Source organism: Brevibacterium sp. AGC70 (assembly GCF_057334195.1).
In genome coordinates, this window is record NZ_JBHFIH010000010.1 from 109089 (window position 1) to 125650 (window position 16562).

At 60.3% G+C, this 16562-nt stretch carries 17 protein-coding genes; 7 read left to right on the top strand and 10 right to left on the bottom strand.

The features are described from left to right. Positions 1 to 66: 66 nt before the first annotated feature. On the bottom strand, positions 67 to 1149 hold the full coding sequence (locus ACE03M_RS08025) for an SPFH domain-containing protein (RefSeq protein WP_143923616.1): 1083 nt from the start codon (positions 1147 to 1149) through the stop codon (positions 67 to 69). 170 nt (positions 1150 to 1319) lie between these two features. On the opposite strand from ACE03M_RS08025, the gene ACE03M_RS08030 reads away from it, so the two are divergent. Both ACE03M_RS08030 and nagB read left to right on the top strand, forming a co-directional pair. Next, a complete protein-coding gene (locus ACE03M_RS08030; protein WP_143923723.1) occupies positions 1320 to 2003 on the top strand; it encodes a FadR/GntR family transcriptional regulator in 684 nt (227 codons plus the stop codon). Positions 2004 to 2016: 13 nt separating this feature from the next. Further along, entirely contained in the window at positions 2017 to 2799 is a 783-nt protein-coding gene (gene nagB, locus ACE03M_RS08035) for a glucosamine-6-phosphate deaminase (protein ID WP_485933459.1), read from the top strand. 15 nt (positions 2800 to 2814) lie between these two features. Here the strand turns inward: nagB and ACE03M_RS08040 are convergent, their stop codons facing one another. From ACE03M_RS08040 to ACE03M_RS08055, 4 genes are read right to left on the bottom strand one after another with little or no spacing between them, the layout of a single operon-like run. Continuing rightward, complete coding sequence (locus ACE03M_RS08040; protein ID WP_485933460.1) at positions 2815 to 3504, bottom strand: N-acetylmannosamine-6-phosphate 2-epimerase; 690 nt, start codon at positions 3502 to 3504, stop codon at positions 2815 to 2817. Next, positions 3504 to 4526 carry an ROK family protein gene (locus tag ACE03M_RS08045; RefSeq protein WP_485933461.1) on the bottom strand — a complete coding sequence of 341 codons (1023 nt, stop codon included), beginning with the start codon at positions 4524 to 4526 and terminating at the stop codon, positions 3504 to 3506. Before ACE03M_RS08045 ends, ACE03M_RS08040 begins: the two co-directional genes overlap by 1 nt. Next, positions 4523 to 5440: a dihydrodipicolinate synthase family protein gene (locus ACE03M_RS08050; protein ID WP_485933462.1), complete on the bottom strand. Its 918-nt coding sequence runs from the start codon at positions 5438 to 5440 to the stop codon at positions 4523 to 4525. Before ACE03M_RS08050 ends, ACE03M_RS08045 begins: the two co-directional genes overlap by 4 nt. After that, the gene (locus ACE03M_RS08055; RefSeq protein WP_485933464.1) at positions 5433 to 7025 is read right to left on the bottom strand and encodes a sodium:solute symporter family protein; all 1593 of its coding nucleotides are present in this window, start codon (positions 7023 to 7025) and stop codon (positions 5433 to 5435) included. Before ACE03M_RS08055 ends, ACE03M_RS08050 begins: the two co-directional genes overlap by 8 nt. A gap of 187 nt (positions 7026 to 7212) precedes the next feature. Here ACE03M_RS08055 and ACE03M_RS08060 point away from each other — a divergent pair, with 187 nt between their 5' ends. Genes ACE03M_RS08060 through ACE03M_RS08070 form a run of 3 tightly spaced genes read left to right on the top strand, consistent with a single transcriptional unit; the run spans position 7213 to position 9696 of the window. Continuing rightward, a complete protein-coding gene (locus ACE03M_RS08060; protein WP_485933465.1) occupies positions 7213 to 8292 on the top strand; it encodes a glycosyltransferase family 2 protein in 1080 nt (359 codons plus the stop codon). Beyond that, positions 8289 to 9200: a hypothetical protein gene (locus ACE03M_RS08065; RefSeq protein ID WP_485933466.1), complete on the top strand. Its 912-nt coding sequence runs from the start codon at positions 8289 to 8291 to the stop codon at positions 9198 to 9200. Before ACE03M_RS08060 ends, ACE03M_RS08065 begins: the two co-directional genes overlap by 4 nt. 34 nt (positions 9201 to 9234) lie before the next feature. Beyond that, on the top strand, positions 9235 to 9696 hold the full coding sequence (locus ACE03M_RS08070) for a DUF3151 domain-containing protein (RefSeq protein ID WP_235343630.1): 462 nt from the start codon (positions 9235 to 9237) through the stop codon (positions 9694 to 9696). A gap of 201 nt (positions 9697 to 9897) precedes the next feature. Here ACE03M_RS08070 and solA read toward each other — a convergent pair whose 3' ends face one another. The 5 genes from solA to ACE03M_RS08095 are packed head-to-tail and all read right to left on the bottom strand — an operon-like array spanning position 9898 to position 14379. Beyond that, positions 9898 to 11025, bottom strand: coding sequence for an N-methyl-L-tryptophan oxidase (gene solA / locus ACE03M_RS08075; RefSeq protein ID WP_485933467.1), 1128 nt, complete (start codon positions 11023 to 11025; stop codon positions 9898 to 9900). Continuing rightward, the gene (locus ACE03M_RS08080; protein ID WP_485933468.1) at positions 11022 to 11810 is read right to left on the bottom strand and encodes an amino acid ABC transporter ATP-binding protein; all 789 of its coding nucleotides are present in this window, start codon (positions 11808 to 11810) and stop codon (positions 11022 to 11024) included. The genes solA and ACE03M_RS08080 overlap by 4 nt, the downstream gene beginning before the upstream one ends. Next, positions 11807 to 12718, bottom strand: coding sequence for an amino acid ABC transporter permease (locus ACE03M_RS08085; RefSeq protein ID WP_485933469.1), 912 nt, complete (start codon positions 12716 to 12718; stop codon positions 11807 to 11809). Before ACE03M_RS08085 ends, ACE03M_RS08080 begins: the two co-directional genes overlap by 4 nt. A 4-nt stretch (positions 12719 to 12722) precedes the next feature. Then, on the bottom strand, positions 12723 to 13664 hold the full coding sequence (locus tag ACE03M_RS08090; protein ID WP_485933471.1) for an ABC transporter substrate-binding protein: 942 nt from the start codon (positions 13662 to 13664) through the stop codon (positions 12723 to 12725). Positions 13665 to 13692: 28 nt separating this feature from the next. Then, the gene (locus tag ACE03M_RS08095) at positions 13693 to 14379 is read right to left on the bottom strand and encodes a GntR family transcriptional regulator (RefSeq protein WP_485933472.1); all 687 of its coding nucleotides are present in this window, start codon (positions 14377 to 14379) and stop codon (positions 13693 to 13695) included. A gap of 158 nt (positions 14380 to 14537) precedes the next feature. Between ACE03M_RS08095 and ACE03M_RS08100 the strand changes: the two genes are divergently transcribed. Then, a complete protein-coding gene (locus ACE03M_RS08100; RefSeq protein ID WP_485933473.1) occupies positions 14538 to 15212 on the top strand; it encodes a haloacid dehalogenase type II in 675 nt (224 codons plus the stop codon). A gap of 8 nt (positions 15213 to 15220) precedes the next feature. After that, positions 15221 to 16501: an NAD(P)/FAD-dependent oxidoreductase gene (locus ACE03M_RS08105; protein WP_485933474.1), complete on the top strand. Its 1281-nt coding sequence runs from the start codon at positions 15221 to 15223 to the stop codon at positions 16499 to 16501. The last annotated feature ends 61 nt before the right edge of the window (positions 16502 to 16562 follow it).

The following is a 16562-nucleotide window of genomic DNA, read 5'->3' on the forward strand; positions in this document are numbered from 1 at the left end:
CCCCCCCCCCCCCCGTCTGCGCATATCAGATGGTCGTTTCAGAAGACCTGCCGCAGGCTGTTCGCCTCAGGCATCGTCGGCGGGTGAATTCCAGTCTTCGGTGCGCGCCTGCTGGGCGGCGCGGTCGAGGGCCGACTTCGTGTCAGCTCGTGCGCTCTGCGCCGCCTTCGACACAGACTGCTGCTGAGACTGGGGCCCGGTGGCTCCGTGCAGCCCAGTGGTGTTCTTCGCATCCTCGGATGCGTTGGCCGCGAAGAGGGTGTTCCTGATCTCCTGCGTCATCTCGCCCAGGCCGCCCGGGTTTGAGGGCATGAACAGCACATTCGAGCGGCCCTCCTGGGCCACGTTCTGCATGGTGTCGAAGTACTGGGTCATCATGAGCAGCTGCTCGGCAGTCTTGTCGATACCCACTTCCTGCAGCTTCGCGTACTGTTCGGCGATACCTTCGGCAATGGCCTTACGCTGAGCGGCCACGCCCACGCCGTGCAGTCGCATCGCTTCGGATTCGGCCTGAGCTTGGGTGACTCGCTTGATCTTGTCGGCCTCGGCCAGGGACTGCGCGGCGACCTTATCGCGCTGTGCGGCATTGATCGAGTTCATGGAGTCGCGCACCTTCGAGTCCGGGGTGATGTCCGTGACCAGGGTGCTCACGATCTTGAACCCGTACCGGCGCATCGATTCCGAGAGGCGACGTTCGACGTTTTCAGCGATATCGTCCTTCGACTCGAAGGCCGTGTCCAGAGTCAGTCCCGACAGGGCGGAACGCACGGTGTCGAAGACATAGGATCGGATCTGCTCCTCGGAATTCGCCAGCTTGTAGTAGGCGTCGGTGACGTTGTCTTCCTCCACGACGTATTGAACGGCCACCGGAACGGTGACGAAGACGTTGTCGCTCGTCTTCGACTCGATGTTGACCTCAAGCTGCTGAACTCGCAGAGATATCGGCTTGCTGGTGGTTTCGACGAGCGGCATCTTGAAATTCAGGCCCGGCTTCGCAACCTTCTTGAACTTGCCGAATCGCTCGACGACGATGTTCTCCTGCGTCTTGACCGTGAAGAACAAGCTGGTCCTCAGCTTGCCGAACAGCAGGACGGCAAGAATGAGGACGATGACGATGACGACGATGACGCCGCCGGTGAGAATTTCCATGGCTCCTCCGAGCTTGGGTAGGTGCGGTGCTTCGGACAACATCTGTTGCTGACCACTCTAGTGACAACGGCGGGTGCTGTGTAAGGGTTCTCAAAATCAATCGGTGGCAGTACATCTGATGTCAGACGTATAATGGAGGTCCGGTGCTAGACGATCTGTGGAGGGCGAGGATGGCGAAGACAACGACATCTGATCGGATCAAGGATCTCATTCTCTCCGATGGGCTCAGACCCGGCGATCTCCTGCCCACCGAAGGGGAACTGTGCGACCGCCTCGGCGTCTCCCGATCGAATGTCAGGGAAGCCATCCGCAAGCTGTCGACGCTCGACATCGTCGACGTCCGGCACGGGCACGGAACCTACGTCGGCGAGATGACCCTCGATGCGCTCGTCGAGGCTCTGGTCTTCCGCGGAGTGCTCAGTCCCGGCGATGACCTGCGAGCACTGCGGGACGTCGTCGAAGTCCGCCGGGCCCTCGACTTCGGAATGTCCGAGGCGATAGTGAGAAGTCTGCAGGGCACAACGAACCCTGAGCTCTCAGCGCTCGTCGACGACATGGTCGCCATGGCCAAGGACGGGAAGTCGTTTCCCCAGCAGGATCGGGCCTTCCATACGGGACTGCTGTCGGCCTTGGACAATTCTCTCGTCGGCCAGCTCGTCGCCGCCTTCTGGGACGTGCACACGGCAGTGCTTCCCCGGCTCAATGTCGCCGTGGCCGCCGATCTGGAACAGACCGCACAAGCGCACGGTCAGATGCTGGAAGCAGCCCAATCTGGAGATGTCGAGGCCTTCCACGCTGCGATCACAATCCACTATGACCCGATTGCCCGAGCCCTCGACCGCGACGTCGTTTGAGAGAAGAGAACTGATGGAAGTCATCATTGCCCCTGAACACGAGCTGTCCACGCTCGTCGCCGACGCAATCGAGCGTCTCGTCCGCGAGGAGCCCTCATCCGTGCTGGGCCTAGCAACCGGATCGAGTCCGCTCAGCGTCTACGATGAGCTGACGCAGCGTCACGAGCAGGACGGACTCTCGTTCGCCGGGGTTCGCGGCTTCATGCTAGACGAGTATGTGGGGCTGCCGGCCTCGCATCCGCAGTGCTACCGCAATGTGATCGACGCCGAGTTCGTCTCCCGTGTGGACTTCGCCGAGGGTGCTGTGCAGGGCCCGGATGGGACGGCTGCAGACCTCGGTGCGGCCGCGGCGGATTATGACCGTGCCATCGCCGAGGCTGGGGGAATCGACCTGCAGATCCTCGGCATCGGCACCGATGGTCACCTCGCCTTCAACGAACCCGGATCGTCCCTGTCCTCACGGACGCGGGTGAAGACCTTGGCCCGGCAGACGCGGATCGACAATGCTCGCTTCTTCGATGATGATGTCGACGCAGTCCCGCAGCACTGCCTGACTCAGGGCCTGGGAACGATTCTCGAAGCCCGTCACCTCGTGCTCATCGCTACCGGGGGTCACAAGGCAGAGGCAGTGCACCAGATGGTCGAAGGTCCGGTGTCATCGATGTGGCCTGCCACCGTGCTGCAGATGCATCCCCATGTCACGATCCTCGTCGACGACGCGGCCGCGTCTCGACTGCAGTTGGGCGACTATTACCGACACACATACGCGAGCAAACTCGAGGGACAGAGGCTCTGATCTCAGGGCCTGCAGTCAGCGATCCCGGCAGGCGTCGACGAACCAGGACGTGATCGTCGTTGGATGGGTGATCGCTGTGCCCACGACCACGGCTTCGGCACCGGCGGCCAAGGTCGCTGCCGCATCGGCCGGTGAATGGATGCGACCTTCGGCGACAAGCATCGGTCCCAGATCCGCTTCCCGGATCTCACGCACAAGCTCAAGATCCGGACCGGTCGTCGGCGGGCGCTCACCCGAGTATCCGGCCAGGGTGGTGCCGATGAAGTCAGCACCGGCGGCGGCCGCGACACGTGCATCCTCGAGACTGCCGCAATCGGCCATGACCAGGGCATTCGTCTCCTCACGCAGACGTGCGATGGTCTGCGCCAGGCTCAGTCCGTCCGGGCGCGCTCGGCGAGTGCCATCGAGCGCGATCACCTGAGCGCCGGCCAAAGCCACGGCGTGCGCGTGCTGGAAGGTCGGTGTGATGACGACGTCGGAGGAACCGTCCTTCCACAGGCCGATGATCGGAGTCTCCACGGCGGACCGTGTGGCCTGGATGTCGCTGATGCCTTGGATGCGCACGGCGGCCGCACCGCCGCGCACAGCGGAGGCCGCGACCTGAGCCATCGTGCGAGGGTCCCGCATGGGTTCACCCGGGTAGGCCTGGGCTGAGACGATGAGACCTCCGCGGAGGGAATCGACGATCTCCTGCTTGGTCAACATCACTGGGGCTCCTCGCCGGTGGTCATAGTGGGCCCGTAGGTGTCGCTGCTGATGGTGTCCCTGCCGGATCCGCGGCCGGTCGACCACAGGCTCGCCGCGCCGATCAGGGCCGCGTCCTGTCCCAATTGTGCCGGGCGGAGGGGCAGCCCGCGAACAGCGGGAATGAGTTCGGCCGCTAACGCCTCGCGCAGCGGGATCCACCACAGTTCACCGGCTCCCGAAAGGCCGCCGCCGATGACGATGACCTCCGGAGACAGCACATTGGCCACACCGCCCAGGGCAGTGCCCAAGGCTCGGCCCGCCTGCTCGAACGTACGTTTCGCCGATGGGTCCCCGGAACGGGCGACTTCGGCCAACTCACGCGTCGTGGTCACCTGTGGCCCACCCGGGCTTCGTTCGCCGATTGCTCGACGGTAGGCCGAGAGAACAGCAGGCCCGGAGGCGATCGCTTCAAGATGTCCCTGGCCCCCGCAGGGGCAGGGCAGACCCTGCGCGGCGGCGACCGGAACGTGACCGATGTGTCCCGCAGCCGCCTGGCGGCCCGTGAGCAGTCGGTTGTCCGTGATGAATCCGCCGCCGATGCCCGTTCCCGCGGCCACGAGCAGCGAGCTTTGGGTTCCGCAGGCGGCACCGGACAGGGCCTCCCCGAGTGCATGAGCATGGACATCGTTGACGGCTCTTGTCTCGACTCCGAGACGCTCCGTGATCTCGGACGTCAACGCTGTCCCTGCCCAACCGGAGAGGGAGTCCGTGGCCGAGACGACGGTTCCCGATTCGGGATCGATGACCCCGGCGGACCCGATGCCGACCTTCCAAGCGGGGGTGGGTCCACCCACGGTCGATACGTCGGTGTCGCTGATGACCCCGCGAACCACCTCGGCGATGGAGTCGAGGATGGCGCGAGCACCAGCGGCTGCGGGCGTCGGCACCTCCCGGAGATGGTCCAGGACCCCGTCGATGACGGAACCGGCACGGATCTTCGTGCCTCCGACATCGACGGCGACGATGGCAGCTGAGGTCACAGAAGCCCCTCGGCGGAGATGACCTCCCTGACGCGGTTGGTCTCCTCTGCATCGAGTGCGAGCATCGGCTCGGCCATGCGGTTGGAGGCGATGACGCCCATGAGCGCCAGGGCCGTTTTGAATGCTCCGAGGCCAGCTGCACCGGGGGAGACGCGTCCAGGAGTGGGCGCGGCGGTGATCTGGAACAGTCGGGCCAAGCGGTCCTGCTCGGCTGCGACCGTCATCCAGTCACCAGCTCGGGCGGCGTCGAAGAGGCGAACGTATCCGGCCGGATCAACATTGCCCAGACCCGGGACGATGCCGGCAGCGCCGCCGAGGAGCGCACCGTCGGCGACCACCTCGTGGCCGGTGAAGACCGCGAAGTCGGGAAGATCTTTGGTCTCGATGAGCAGGTGACGGAAGGACACGTCATCGGCCGAAGAATCCTTGACGCCCGCCAGCACACCCTCGAGGGCGAGGCGCACGGTGACGTCATGGGGCAGTTTGGAATGGGTGCGCACAGGGACGTCGTAGGCGAAGACCGGAACGTCGAGGCGTTCGGCAACCGTGCGGAAGTGCCGCTCGATCTCGGCGGCATCGGAGAGGGCGTAGAAGGGGGTGGTGACCACGGCGGCGTCTCCGCCGATCGAGAGCAGTCGATCGGCCTCGTCGAGCACGCGGCCGGTCGTCTGCTCGCTGATGCCGACCAGAATCGGGACCCGACCGTTGGCAGCTTCAAGCGCGGTTTCCAGTACCTGATCGCGTTCGCTCGCAGTGAGATAGGGGACCTCGCCTGATGAGCCGAGAACGAAGATGCCGTGGACCCCGCTGTCAACGAGATGATCGACGAGGGCCGAAGTGCCCTCGCGGTCCAGCTCTCCGCTTTCGGTGCGTGGGGTCAGCAGTGGGGGGATGATGCCGTGGAATTCACTCATTGGTCTGTCCTTGCTTGATGTTGTTGCTGTCCCCCGCCGAGGTTGTCGTCGGGGATGTTGGGATGAGACGCGTGTACTGGTCACGTTTGCCGTGGATCGTCAGGGCCGTCACGTCGTGGTCGGCGCGACGGTTCTGGGCCCCGGTGAACAGGGAGATGACGTAGCCGAAGACGACGGCGCCGACGAAGGCCACGGCCGAGACTGCGAAAGGTGTCAGACCCGCGACGTCCTGGACGTACCAGGCGACAGCGGCACCGAGCACCAGTCCGCTGAGCACTCCGGCGCTGTTGGCTCGTTTGGTGAAGATGCCGAGAGCGAAGACACCGGCGAGGGGAACCCCGAAGAGTCCCGTGATGGACAGGAAGAGGTCCCAGGTCTGGGCCTGGTCGGTCGCGGACAGGTAGAGGGCGACTCCGACCGAGATCGCTCCGACGATGATGATGACCAGTCGGGAGAAGCCGACGCCCGTGCGTGCCGGGCCGTTCTTGGGCGGGAAGAACCGATCCCTGATGTCGACCGTGACGCACGCGGAGATCGAATTCAGGCTCGACGAGATCGTCGACTGTGCGGCCGCGAAGATCGCGGCGATGAGCAGACCCGAGATGCCTGCCGGCAGCGCGGTGACGGCGAAGTAGGGCACCAAAGCTGAGGTGTTGAAACCGGAGGGCAGAGCCTCGGCGTGCTGGTAGTAGCTGTAGAGGACGGTGCCGATTCCGTAGAACAGAGGAATGGTCAGCAGCGCGAGGAACCCGTTGACGATCAGGGACCGGATCGTGCTCTTGGGGGAATCGGTCGTCTGATAGCGCTGGACCACATCCTGGCTGGCGGTGTACTGATGGAGATTGTTGAACACGGAGCCGAGGAAGACGATCGGGATGGCAGCCGCCGCTCCGCCGAACTTCCAATTGTCGGCCGAGATGAACTTGTCGTCTGCTGCCGCGTCGGCGGCGACTGTGGCCAGACCCCCATCGAGGGCGGCGATGCCGAAGATGAGAATCACGGCTGCACCGACGAGGAGAATGATCCCTTGGACCACGTCGGACCAGATGACGCCTTCGATACCGCCGAGGAAGGTGTAGACGACGGAGAGAACGCCGACCGCGGCGGCAACGAGCACAGGGCTGATATTGGTCACCGAGCTGATGGCCAGTGTCGGCAGATAGACGACGATGGCCACACGTCCGATGTGGAAGAGCACGAAGAGGGCCGATCCGAGGACACGGATGGTGGGGCCGAAGCGTTCCTCGAGGTACTCATAGGCAGTGGTGACGTCGAGTTTGCGGAAGAAGGGGATGTAGAACAGGACGAGGAGCGGCACGATCGCGAAGATGGCGACATTGCCGGCCGCATAGGACCAGTCGGTGAGGAAGGCCTGCTCAGGCGTGGACATGTAGGTGATGGCAGACAACGTCGTCGCATAGATGCTGAAGCCTGCTGCCCAGGCAGGGATGCGGCCGTTGGCTTTGAAGAAGGAATCGGTTCCGGCGCTCGCCTTGCGGGTGAACCAGACCCCGATTCCCAGCGTTGCCAACAGATAGATGATGATTACGGCCCAATTCAGGCCGCCGAGTCCCGGAGCGTCCATGCTCCCTCCTCACGTGAGTCCGAACGGGACCGCGTCGATGCAGATCCCGATTGATACATAAGACGTCTGATGTCCTATATTTCAAATCTACGCTGAATGCATGCGGGCGCACAAGCCTTGATGCTCACGGCCGCTCCTGAGCAACCCCTCAAGATCGATGCCGCTGGCGTGTGGGAAGATTGGAGGCGTGTCGAAAATTCTTGAGATCCTGACGCCGGAGGGTCTGCCGCCACTGGCCGAACGCCCCGGTGTCTCCTTCATCATGCCGGTGCTCAACGAGGCCGAGCACATCGCCAAGGCGATCACCACGATCCTGGCCCAAGACTACGAGGGAGACAAGGAAATCGTCCTAGCTCTCGGACCCTCGACCGATGACACTAACCGCATCATCGCGGACATGGCGGCCAACGATCCGAGGATCCAGACCGTTGACAATCCGCAGGCGGCTACGCCGATCGGCCTCAACCTGGCCATCGCCGCGACTCATCACCCGGTCATCATCCGCGTCGACGCACACTCCGGGCTGCGCACCGACTACACCGAGCAGGCAATCGACACCCTGCGCCAGACACAGGCCGCGAACTGCGGGGGACTCATGCTCGCCCGCGGACGCACCTCCTTCCAGAAGGCAGTGGCCAGGGCCTACATGTCACCCGTCGGCCTCGGCGGTCCTGCTTACCATTCCGGGGACGAAGCGGGCGAGGCCGAGTCGGCCTACCTCGGTGTCTACCGTCGTGAGGTCTTCGACCACCTCGGCGGGTTCGATGAAGGCATCAAACGCGGACAGGACTGGGAACTCAACCTGCGCATCCGCACGGCAGGCGGGCGCATCTGGTTCAACCCGAATATGGAGGTCACCTATTGGCCTCGGGATTCCTGGTCGAAGATCTCCCAACAGTTCTGGGCCACCGGCATCTGGCGCGCTGAACTCATCCGTCGCTACGGATCGGCCAACTCGCTGCGCTACTTCGCGCCACCAATACTGGTCCTCGGGATAGCCGCCAGCGTCATCGAAGCCCTCTTGCAGCTCACCGGTCGCACGAAGACATGGCCGAAATTCCTGCGCCGCTTCACCTCTCTGGTCCACGTGCCCAGCTTGGGATACGTGTCGGCAATCCTTGCGACCGCCTCAGCGGCTAAGGACTGCGGACGACGCGAACGCGCCTGGTTCGGGCTCATCCTGCCCACCATGCACCTGTGCTGGGGTGCCGGGTTCCTGCGGGGCCTGGTCACCGGCGCCGGATCGACGAAAGACGGCAGTCGTTGAGCAAGAAGAATCGTCGGTACGGTCGCAGCGAACGTGAACAGAGCACCCGCGCACAGACTGCCGAGGAGTCGTTCGAGACCGGACGCGATCCGGTGCCCGAGCGTCCGGCGCCGAAGAAATTCAACGCACCTCTGTGGGCCGGCATCATCGTCGTCATCGCGGTCGTCGCCGTCGTCGTGTTCAACATGTTCAGCAGCAAGGACCACTTGACCGTGGATTCGCTCAACAAGCCCGTGGTCGCTGCCCTCGACGGTGGTTCCGAGGTCTACCCGGCGAACTCCAAATTCGCCTTCACCGAGAACGCGAAGTTCGGTTACCTGCCCGCACCGACCCTGTCGGAACTGGGCGATGGCACCATCGTCGCCGCGGATCCGAAGGCCGCGCCTAAGGCGATGGAGCTCAAGGACGACCTGGCCTCGCTGGATCGTGATTCGTTCCTGGGCCAGGACATCAAGCCTCCGCGCAAGAACACCGCACCCGGTGAGCCCATCACCTGGGACCAGATGGTCGATGAGATGGCTGGAGCCACTGTGCTCATGCCCCTCATCGAATCACCCGAGGTGGCGACCCCGGTGCTGAAGAAGATCGCCGAGGCGGACATCGCCGATTCGACGATCGTGCGCACCGATGACGCCGAGGTCGCCAAGGCCGCATCCGACGCCGAGGTGGCGGTGATGTTCACAGGTGATCCGACCGCATCCGCGTCGGAGTCCTTGTCCTCTTCGGGATATACGATGATTGCCGTGGACGCGGCGACGGCGGCAAAATGGACCGGGTCGAATCTCAAGGTCTGGGCCACCGGAGTCAAGGACGAGAAGCAGCTCAAGGAACTTGCCGACGCTGGGATCTACGGAGCCCTGAGCACCAACCCGTATTCCATCCAGCCCTCAGAAGTGAAGTCCAACTGAAAACCCTGCACCAGTTCAATGATCAGGAGATGACATGACACAGCCCATCGGCAACCCATCGCACATCGGGAACCTCGACGCCGCGCAGCTCGGCCCCCAGCCGACCTATCTGCCCGATGACCACGCGGACGTTGAAGCCAAGAAGCGCCTCGACGCCGGCGAAGAGCCCATCGACATCGTCGCCAGCCTGCCCGCCTCATCCCTGGCCTGGGCGATTCTGGCCGATGAAGCACACAGCGAGGGCCGCCTCGTGGACTCCTACGCCTATGCTCGCGTCGGTTACCACCGTGGCCTCGATTCCCTGCGTGCCGCCGGATGGCGCGGAGCTGGTCCGATCCCGTGGAAGCATGAGATCAACCGCGGATTCCTGCGCGCACTCAACGCTCTGGGTCGTGCTGCGGGCGCGATCGGCGAAGGCGAAGAGGCCGCTCGGATCGAAGAGTTCCTGCGGTCTTCGGACCCTGCAGCCATCGACGCGATTGCGGCGGGGGAGTAAGCGACTTCTCACTTCACCGAGTTGCGCCGCAGGCCATTAAATAGATATGCGGCGCAACTTCGAAGGCTCGATCTCCTGCTCGACATCATTCTCGAGCCCAGGAAAGGTGGCATGAGTTGGCTCGAAGCCTGAAACTCACTCATGATCGAGCAGGGTACAAAGCTCTCACGGGGGAGTGGGCAATGATCAATTGAAACGGCTTCAGGCGAATCGAGCTGGGTTCCAGAAGTTCGGCAGATCTGTTCCATCGGAATAGGAACGGGCGAACATCTCACCGACTCCGGCTGACATCTTGAACCCTGTACCGGAGAACCCTGTGGCGACGAATGTCCTCACCTTTCCCGGTACTCGTCCGACAATAGCTTGCCGATCGGAGGTGTACAGGTCGGAGAGACATTCTTGTCGGGAGACCTTGGGAAGAATATCGTTGAAGAATTTCGCAGCTGTGGCCTCAGACTCTGAAATTTCGTCGGAGGTCAGCACATACCGATGATCGGGGTACTCACTGATAGGTTTTGCTCTGCCGTCGAGGGTCGATTTCAACGTCGATCCGTCGAGAGACGGGGCACCGTATGCGCTGAACTCGCCATCAATGTGAACGAAGATCGGAAACTTCGAGTGGTCGAAATCCTGAGGCTCGAGCACCGGAAACCACGTGAGAATTTCTCGCCGGGGCTCCAAATGATCGCAAAGCGCCGGCAAGAGTGTTGGCGAGCCGGTCCCCGCAGCGATGACGACAGAATCGGCTGTGATCGTTCCGCGATCATGCCCGACAATGACCTGGTTGTTGGATTCTTGAACTGATCGCACTGGTGCGTTTGAGAGAACCGTCGCCCCTTCGTTTTCTGCGAGACGGAAAGCCGCATGCACGGCACGTTCAGTCCGGAGAAAACCTGCGCTGGGTTCGAACAGTGCAGTTTCGTGATCGCCGACCCGATGCTGGGGGAAACGCCGGCGGGTCTCGGCAGCAGACAGGATCTCATAATCCAGGTGGTTTCGCCTGCAGCACTCCACGAGTTCAGTTAGGTAGTCTCCGTCGCTGTTGCCAATGTACAGACCTCCGCAATTGACGAAGATGTCCTCTCCTGCGGCAGAGTTCAGATCCTTCCACTGCTGCTCAGCGATCGACAGAACTCCATCAAGCTCTATTTCCCCGCGGTATGACCTTCTGAAGAGTCGAGAGTCTCCGGCGACCGCGCTGCGAGAGTGAGCCACACTGTCCGCCTCGATGCAGATGACTTTGTGGCCTTGAGCACTCAATCTCCAGGTGATCATGCTCCCCATCGTTCCGCCACCGATGACCACGACCTCTGCCTGCTGATCGGTCATGCTAACACCCTTTCCAAGAACTTCTGCGTGCGCTGCTGCTTCGGATTGTCGAGAACTTGTTCGGCAGTACCTGTTTCACATACTCTTCCTCCGTCAAGGAAGATGATCTGGTCGGCGATCTGACGCGCGAAACCGATCTCATGGGTTGACAGAACCATCGTTCTTCCCGAAGCTGAGATTTTGCGGATCACGTCAAGGACTTCGCCGACCAGCTCAGGGTCCAAAGCGCTCGTAGGCTCGTCAAATAGCAGCACGTCCGGTTCCATCGCCAAACATCTGGCAATCGCAACGCGCTGCTGTTGACCGCCTGATAGCTGCGAGGGGTAGTGCTCGGCCCAGTCGAGCATTCCCACCCGATCAAGGTAGCCTCGTGCAATTTCGCTGGCCTCGGCCTTCGAACGTTTGAGCACCTGGATCGGAGCGATAGTGACATTCTCCAGCGCCGTAAAATTGCTGAAGAGATTGAAGTGCTGGAAGACCAGCCCCACTGAGACTCTCTGCAGAGCTCGCTTCTTGCGGTTAAGCGAGTAGAAACCGTCAGCTCTCTCAACTACTCCGATATGCTCGCCATTAACCCGGAGGACACCTGAGTCAATGGGTTCGAGGCCATTGATGCAACGAAGAAGAGTCGATTTTCCGGATCCGCTGGGTCCTATGAGAGTTGTGACCGTGCCGGGGGTGACTGTCGCTGAAATCTCTTTGAGGACAGTTTTTCCGTGGAACGATTTCGTCACCGAAACCATTTCAACCAGGCCCTTCTCATCGCCCTGATCTGAATCGTTCATCCGATTTTCACCCTTTCGGTGCCGATTGCGACTTTTCCACCCGAGTTCTTGTGTTTCGAATACCTGTCTTCAATCTTCTTCTGCGGGTAGCTCAGAGCGAGAGTGATGATCAAGTACCACAGGCATGCGACGATGAGCAGTGGAATCGTTTCGTAATTGCGCGAATAGATCAGCTGGACACTCTGTAAGAGATCGGCGACGCCGAGGATGCTGACAAGCGTGGTCTCTTTGAACATTCCGATGAGGCGGTTGCCTGTAGCAGGGATGATCGTCGGAAGTGATTGCGGAATGATGATTCGAGTGATCTTCGTCCATTCGCTGAATCCGAGAGAATCTGCAGCTTCCAACTGGCCCCTGTTCACCGACAGGAACCCTCCGCGAATGTTTTCGGCGGTGTACGCGCCTTCATTGAGTGACAATCCGATGACAGCCGCAACCAACGGAGTCATGTAACGGTTGACATCGATGTCCCACCCGAGCTCGGTGAACGGGACGCCCAAGAACAGGTTGGGGAACAATGCGGCAATGTTGAACCAGAAAATCAGCTGCACGAGGATCGGTGTACCGCGAAAGAATGTGAGATATAGGTCGACGAGGATAGTGATCGGCTTGATGTCCATGATCTTGAAGACAGCAAGGATCAGTCCGATGAATGTTCCCAGCGCCATTGACACAAACGTCAGGACGATAGTCAGCAACAGGCCCTTCAGGATTGGAAATCCAAAGAAATATCGTCCGACAGTCGGCCACTCGAAGTTTGGATTGGCGATCAAAGTGTAGATGATCAGGAGGAGCACGACGGCGAGGATGACCCACCCGGTCTTCTCCGTCTTCGTCCGTCGAGTAATACGAGGTTTATTGATCTGTTCGTCCATCGCCGGCGATTCGATGCTGAGTTGCTCCGTCATGAGATCACTGCTTCCCGACGGCGGAGGCGTCGATCGCGCCGGAGTCCAGCTCCCACCTGGAAAGCGCCTCGGAGTATTCATCTGTATCCACGAGATGTTTCGTCGCTACTTCCACTGCTTCGGTGAGGTCTGAGTCTTTGGGCAATGCGACAGAGACTATGTCGCTGCCGTCTGCTTTCTCGTACTGCGGTTTGAGGAGTTCGAACTTGTCAGGCTTTTCGGCAGCGGCCCAGGCAAGTTGTGGAGTATCGGCAAAGACTGCGTCGACTCGCTTGGAGACCAGCTGCGTCATCGAGCTCTGAACCTCGGGCAAGAGGACTTGTTCCGTCGCGGCTTTGCCAGCTTCCTCGCATTTGTCATTGATTTCCGGTAGGTGCTTGTCGACCTGTGTGCTCCCTTTATGGACGGCAATCTTCTTGCCGCACACGGATAGGTTATTGGCGTCCAAATTGCCCGGATTTCCGGACAGAACGACGAACGACGATCCGGAATTCCAATAACTGACCATATCCACGGCTTTGAGGCGCTCAGGTGTGGCACTGTAATTGTGGGCGCTGATGTCGTATCGGCCAGCCTCGATGCCAGTGATAATCGTGTCGAACGTGACGTTGCTGAATTTGACCTCAAGTCCTAGGCGCGCGGCAAGCAGTCGAGTGAAGTCGGCGTTGAATCCGAGTGCCTCGTTGCTTCCGGAGTTCTTAAAACTCGTCGGTGGGTAGTGGAGATCCATCGCCGACCTGAGGACTCCTCGGTCTTTGACTTCGTCTGGCACAAGTGCAGCCGCCTCGTCATCCACTGTGACTTCTGAGACGTCCATTGCGTCGTTTGTTTGTTCTTGAGCCTCAGATTTACCTTCGTCGCGAGCTGCAGCTTCTGGATCGCATCCCGAGAGCCCCGCCATAAGGCCGAGGGACATTGTCCCGATGATCAGAGTCTTCCACTTCATTGTGCTTCTCCTTGGCAGTTAGGTGCTTTTAGCGTTCCTTGTTCGCTTCTTTGCGGTCGCGCGTCAAGTTTGCGGAGGCGGAGTCGAGATGCGAATCGATCAGTTCTACGCCGCGATCTGCGTCTCCGTCACGAACTGCGTCGACGAGCTCTTGGTGATCGTCAATCAGCTCGTCTCCTGACGGTCGGAAGATCTCTAAGCGATTGATCAACGTTAGGAATTCGACGCTCAGTCCGCGGTAGGTCTGACTCAACCGTCGATTACCGGCCGCTTCTATCAGCGCATTGTGAAATGCCAGGTCGTCCGTCGAAATCTCGTATTCATCAGATTTGCCGATTGCGACGCGCAGCCGGTCAATGGCCGCTTCGAGTTGGCTGATTACGACCGCTCGCTCGTCGTCGCCTAGCCGACAGATCTTCCCGATCGCAAAGCGTTCAAGCACCGCTCGGTACTCGTACAGCTCTGCGATGTCGTCGTCATCGAGAGACGTGACGATCATGCTGCGATTCGGGCCGGAAACGATGAGGCCCTCGCGGCGCAGCTGCTGCATGGCTTCGCGAATGGGGGAACGGGAGGTTCCCAGTTGTTTCGACAATGCAGACTCAGTGAGAATCTCGCCCTCTTTGAGGGACCCGGCGATGATCGCGTTTCGCAGCGACTGAACAATCTGTTCGCCCACTGTTTCCCGATTCAACTCAGCCTTGAACATCGCCATCCCCTCGTTTCTGATCCACGTGATTGTGCCAGCGTAAGATGACACACATCACATGTCAACAGTCGATTGGCGACGGTCGACAACCTGGAAGTTCGTTGCTACGCTCGCAAACACCACACGTCGTCGACCGATGACAACGCTTACCAATGGAGGAAGAAGTGGCTCAATTCCAGATCCGTCCCGAATATGTCTCTTTCGACAATTACGGAACCCTCGTCAATTGGCAGATGAACCCGGTAGCCCACGAACTGACTGCTGGACAGCTGTCGGAGGAGCAGTTCAAGGAGTTCACATATCGGTTCAGCAAATACCGATATGACGCTGTGTGCGGGGATTACCTTCCTTACAACACAGTCCTGCAGAACTCCTATGACCGAGCATGCCGACGGTTCAACATCGAATCGGATCCGAATGCCGGAAGCAAGCTAGGTGACGCGGTCGCCTCTTGGGGTGCGAACGATGGCATTGTCGCTCCCCTCACTCACATGGGCAACAGCTACAAACTTGTGATCCTCTCCAACGCTGACGACGATCATCTGGAGAGGTCGGTCAGTCACCTCGGCGTCGACTTCCACGCAGTCCTCACAGCAGAGCAAGCTCACGCGTACAAGCCTCGCTACCAGGCGTTCGAGTACATGTTGGAAACATTGGATGCTGCTCCGGAGGACTTCTTACACGTGTCATCACACACGAGATACGATCTCATGCCGGCTGAAGATCTGGGATTCCCGAACAAGGTCTATCTCGATCGGGGATTTGACCCGCACGCTCGTGCCTACAACTATCACACGGTTCGTTCGTTGGACGAAGTCAACACCATGCTCGGCATCTGAGGTTACCCATGAAGCACATCAGTTACTGGCACGACACTGCCACGCCAGTCGACGACCATCGCCGTACCGCTGTTCCCAGCACGGTCGACGTCGCCGTCATCGGTGGCGGATTCACCGGGCTCTCTGCAGCGCTCGAACTGGCAAAGAAGGGAGCCTCGGTCGCTCTGCTCGAGAAGAACACCATTGGGTGGGGAGCTTCCGGTCGGAACGGCGGGATGGCAACCACTGGGTTGGCGCTCGGCCTTGGGACGGCGGTGCAAAGATATGGCAAGCAACGCGCGTTCGAAATGTTTCTCGAGTACGATCGCGCAATCAACACAATTGAGGACCTGGTACGCGAGCACGCAATAGATTGCGACTTCAAACGCTCGGGAAAGCTCTCCCTGGCCTACCGACCGTCGCATCAGGCCGGCCTGGAGAAGACCGCTGAACTGATACGGGAAATTCCCGACTATCCCGAGCTGACTCTGTTGGACAAGGATTCCATTCATACCGAATTGGGCTCAGAAGCATACCAAGGTGGTCTAGTCGACCCACGCGGCGCTGAGATACATCCGCAGAAGTTCGTCAACGGCCTTTTGCAGGCGGCTGAAAGCGCCGGAGTTGTCATCTGTGAGGACGCGGAAGTCCTCAGCGTCGACGGTCCCAACTCCCCATATAGGCAAGTGGAGACTACACGTGGAAGCTTGCTTGCCCGTGACGTCTTCGTCGGTACGAGTGGCTATACGGAGAAGCCGTTTGGATGGCTGCAGCGAAGAGTCATCCCTGTCGGAAGCTTCATTGTCGTTACGGAACCGCTCACCGACGAGCAAGTTCGCCGCGTACTGCCCAACAGGCGACAAGCGTCGGATTCTAAAATGCTCACCTACTATTTCCGGATCACCCCGGATAACCGACTGCTGTTCGGCGGGCGAGCACGCTTTGCGCCGTCGAATCCGAAATCCGATGTCAAAAGCACCCAAATTCTTCACAAGGCCCTGTCTGAAGTCTTTCCTTATCTCAAGCATGTTCGAATCGACTATTCATGGGGCGGGATGGTCGATCTGATGATGGACCAGATGGTGCATTCGGGCAAGCACGACGGCATCTACTATTCGCTTGGATACAGCGGGCACGGCGTTCAGATGGCAGCGCACAACGGTAGAGAAATGGCACGACTGATTCTGGGCGAAACGGATAGCAACATGTGGGAAGATCTTGCTTTCCCACCCGTTCCTGGTCACTTCGGGTGGCCATGGTTTCTGCCCTTCATCGGCGGTGCGGCCAAAGTCATCGACAAAGTGAAATAGAGGGTGCATCATGTCAATCCAACCCGGCAGTGTCAATCCCCCTGTGACAGTTCAAGCGGCT

Coding starts and splice junctions, on each gene's coding strand:
- ACE03M_RS08030 (WP_143923723.1), top strand. CDS start 1,320: ATGGCGAAGACAACGACATCTGATCGGATCAAGGATCTCATTCTCTCC.
- ACE03M_RS08050 (WP_485933462.1), bottom strand. CDS start 5,440: ATGAGTGAATTCCACGGCATCATCCCCCCACTGCTGACCCCACGCACC.
- ACE03M_RS08085 (WP_485933469.1), bottom strand. CDS start 12,718: ATGACGGAGCAACTCAGCATCGAATCGCCGGCGATGGACGAACAGATC.
- ACE03M_RS08105 (WP_485933474.1), top strand. CDS start 15,221: ATGAAGCACATCAGTTACTGGCACGACACTGCCACGCCAGTCGACGAC.
- nagB (WP_485933459.1), top strand. CDS start 2,017: ATGGAAGTCATCATTGCCCCTGAACACGAGCTGTCCACGCTCGTCGCC.
- ACE03M_RS08080 (WP_485933468.1), bottom strand. CDS start 11,810: ATGAACGATTCAGATCAGGGCGATGAGAAGGGCCTGGTTGAAATGGTT.
- solA (WP_485933467.1), bottom strand. CDS start 11,025: ATGACCGATCAGCAGGCAGAGGTCGTGGTCATCGGTGGCGGAACGATG.
- ACE03M_RS08055 (WP_485933464.1), bottom strand. CDS start 7,025: ATGGACGCTCCGGGACTCGGCGGCCTGAATTGGGCCGTAATCATCATC.
- ACE03M_RS08025 (WP_143923616.1), bottom strand. CDS start 1,149: ATGGAAATTCTCACCGGCGGCGTCATCGTCGTCATCGTCATCGTCCTC.
- ACE03M_RS08070 (WP_235343630.1), top strand. CDS start 9,235: ATGACACAGCCCATCGGCAACCCATCGCACATCGGGAACCTCGACGCC.
- ACE03M_RS08095 (WP_485933472.1), bottom strand. CDS start 14,379: ATGGCGATGTTCAAGGCTGAGTTGAATCGGGAAACAGTGGGCGAACAG.
- ACE03M_RS08090 (WP_485933471.1), bottom strand. CDS start 13,664: ATGAAGTGGAAGACTCTGATCATCGGGACAATGTCCCTCGGCCTTATG.
- ACE03M_RS08040 (WP_485933460.1), bottom strand. CDS start 3,504: ATGTTGACCAAGCAGGAGATCGTCGATTCCCTCCGCGGAGGTCTCATC.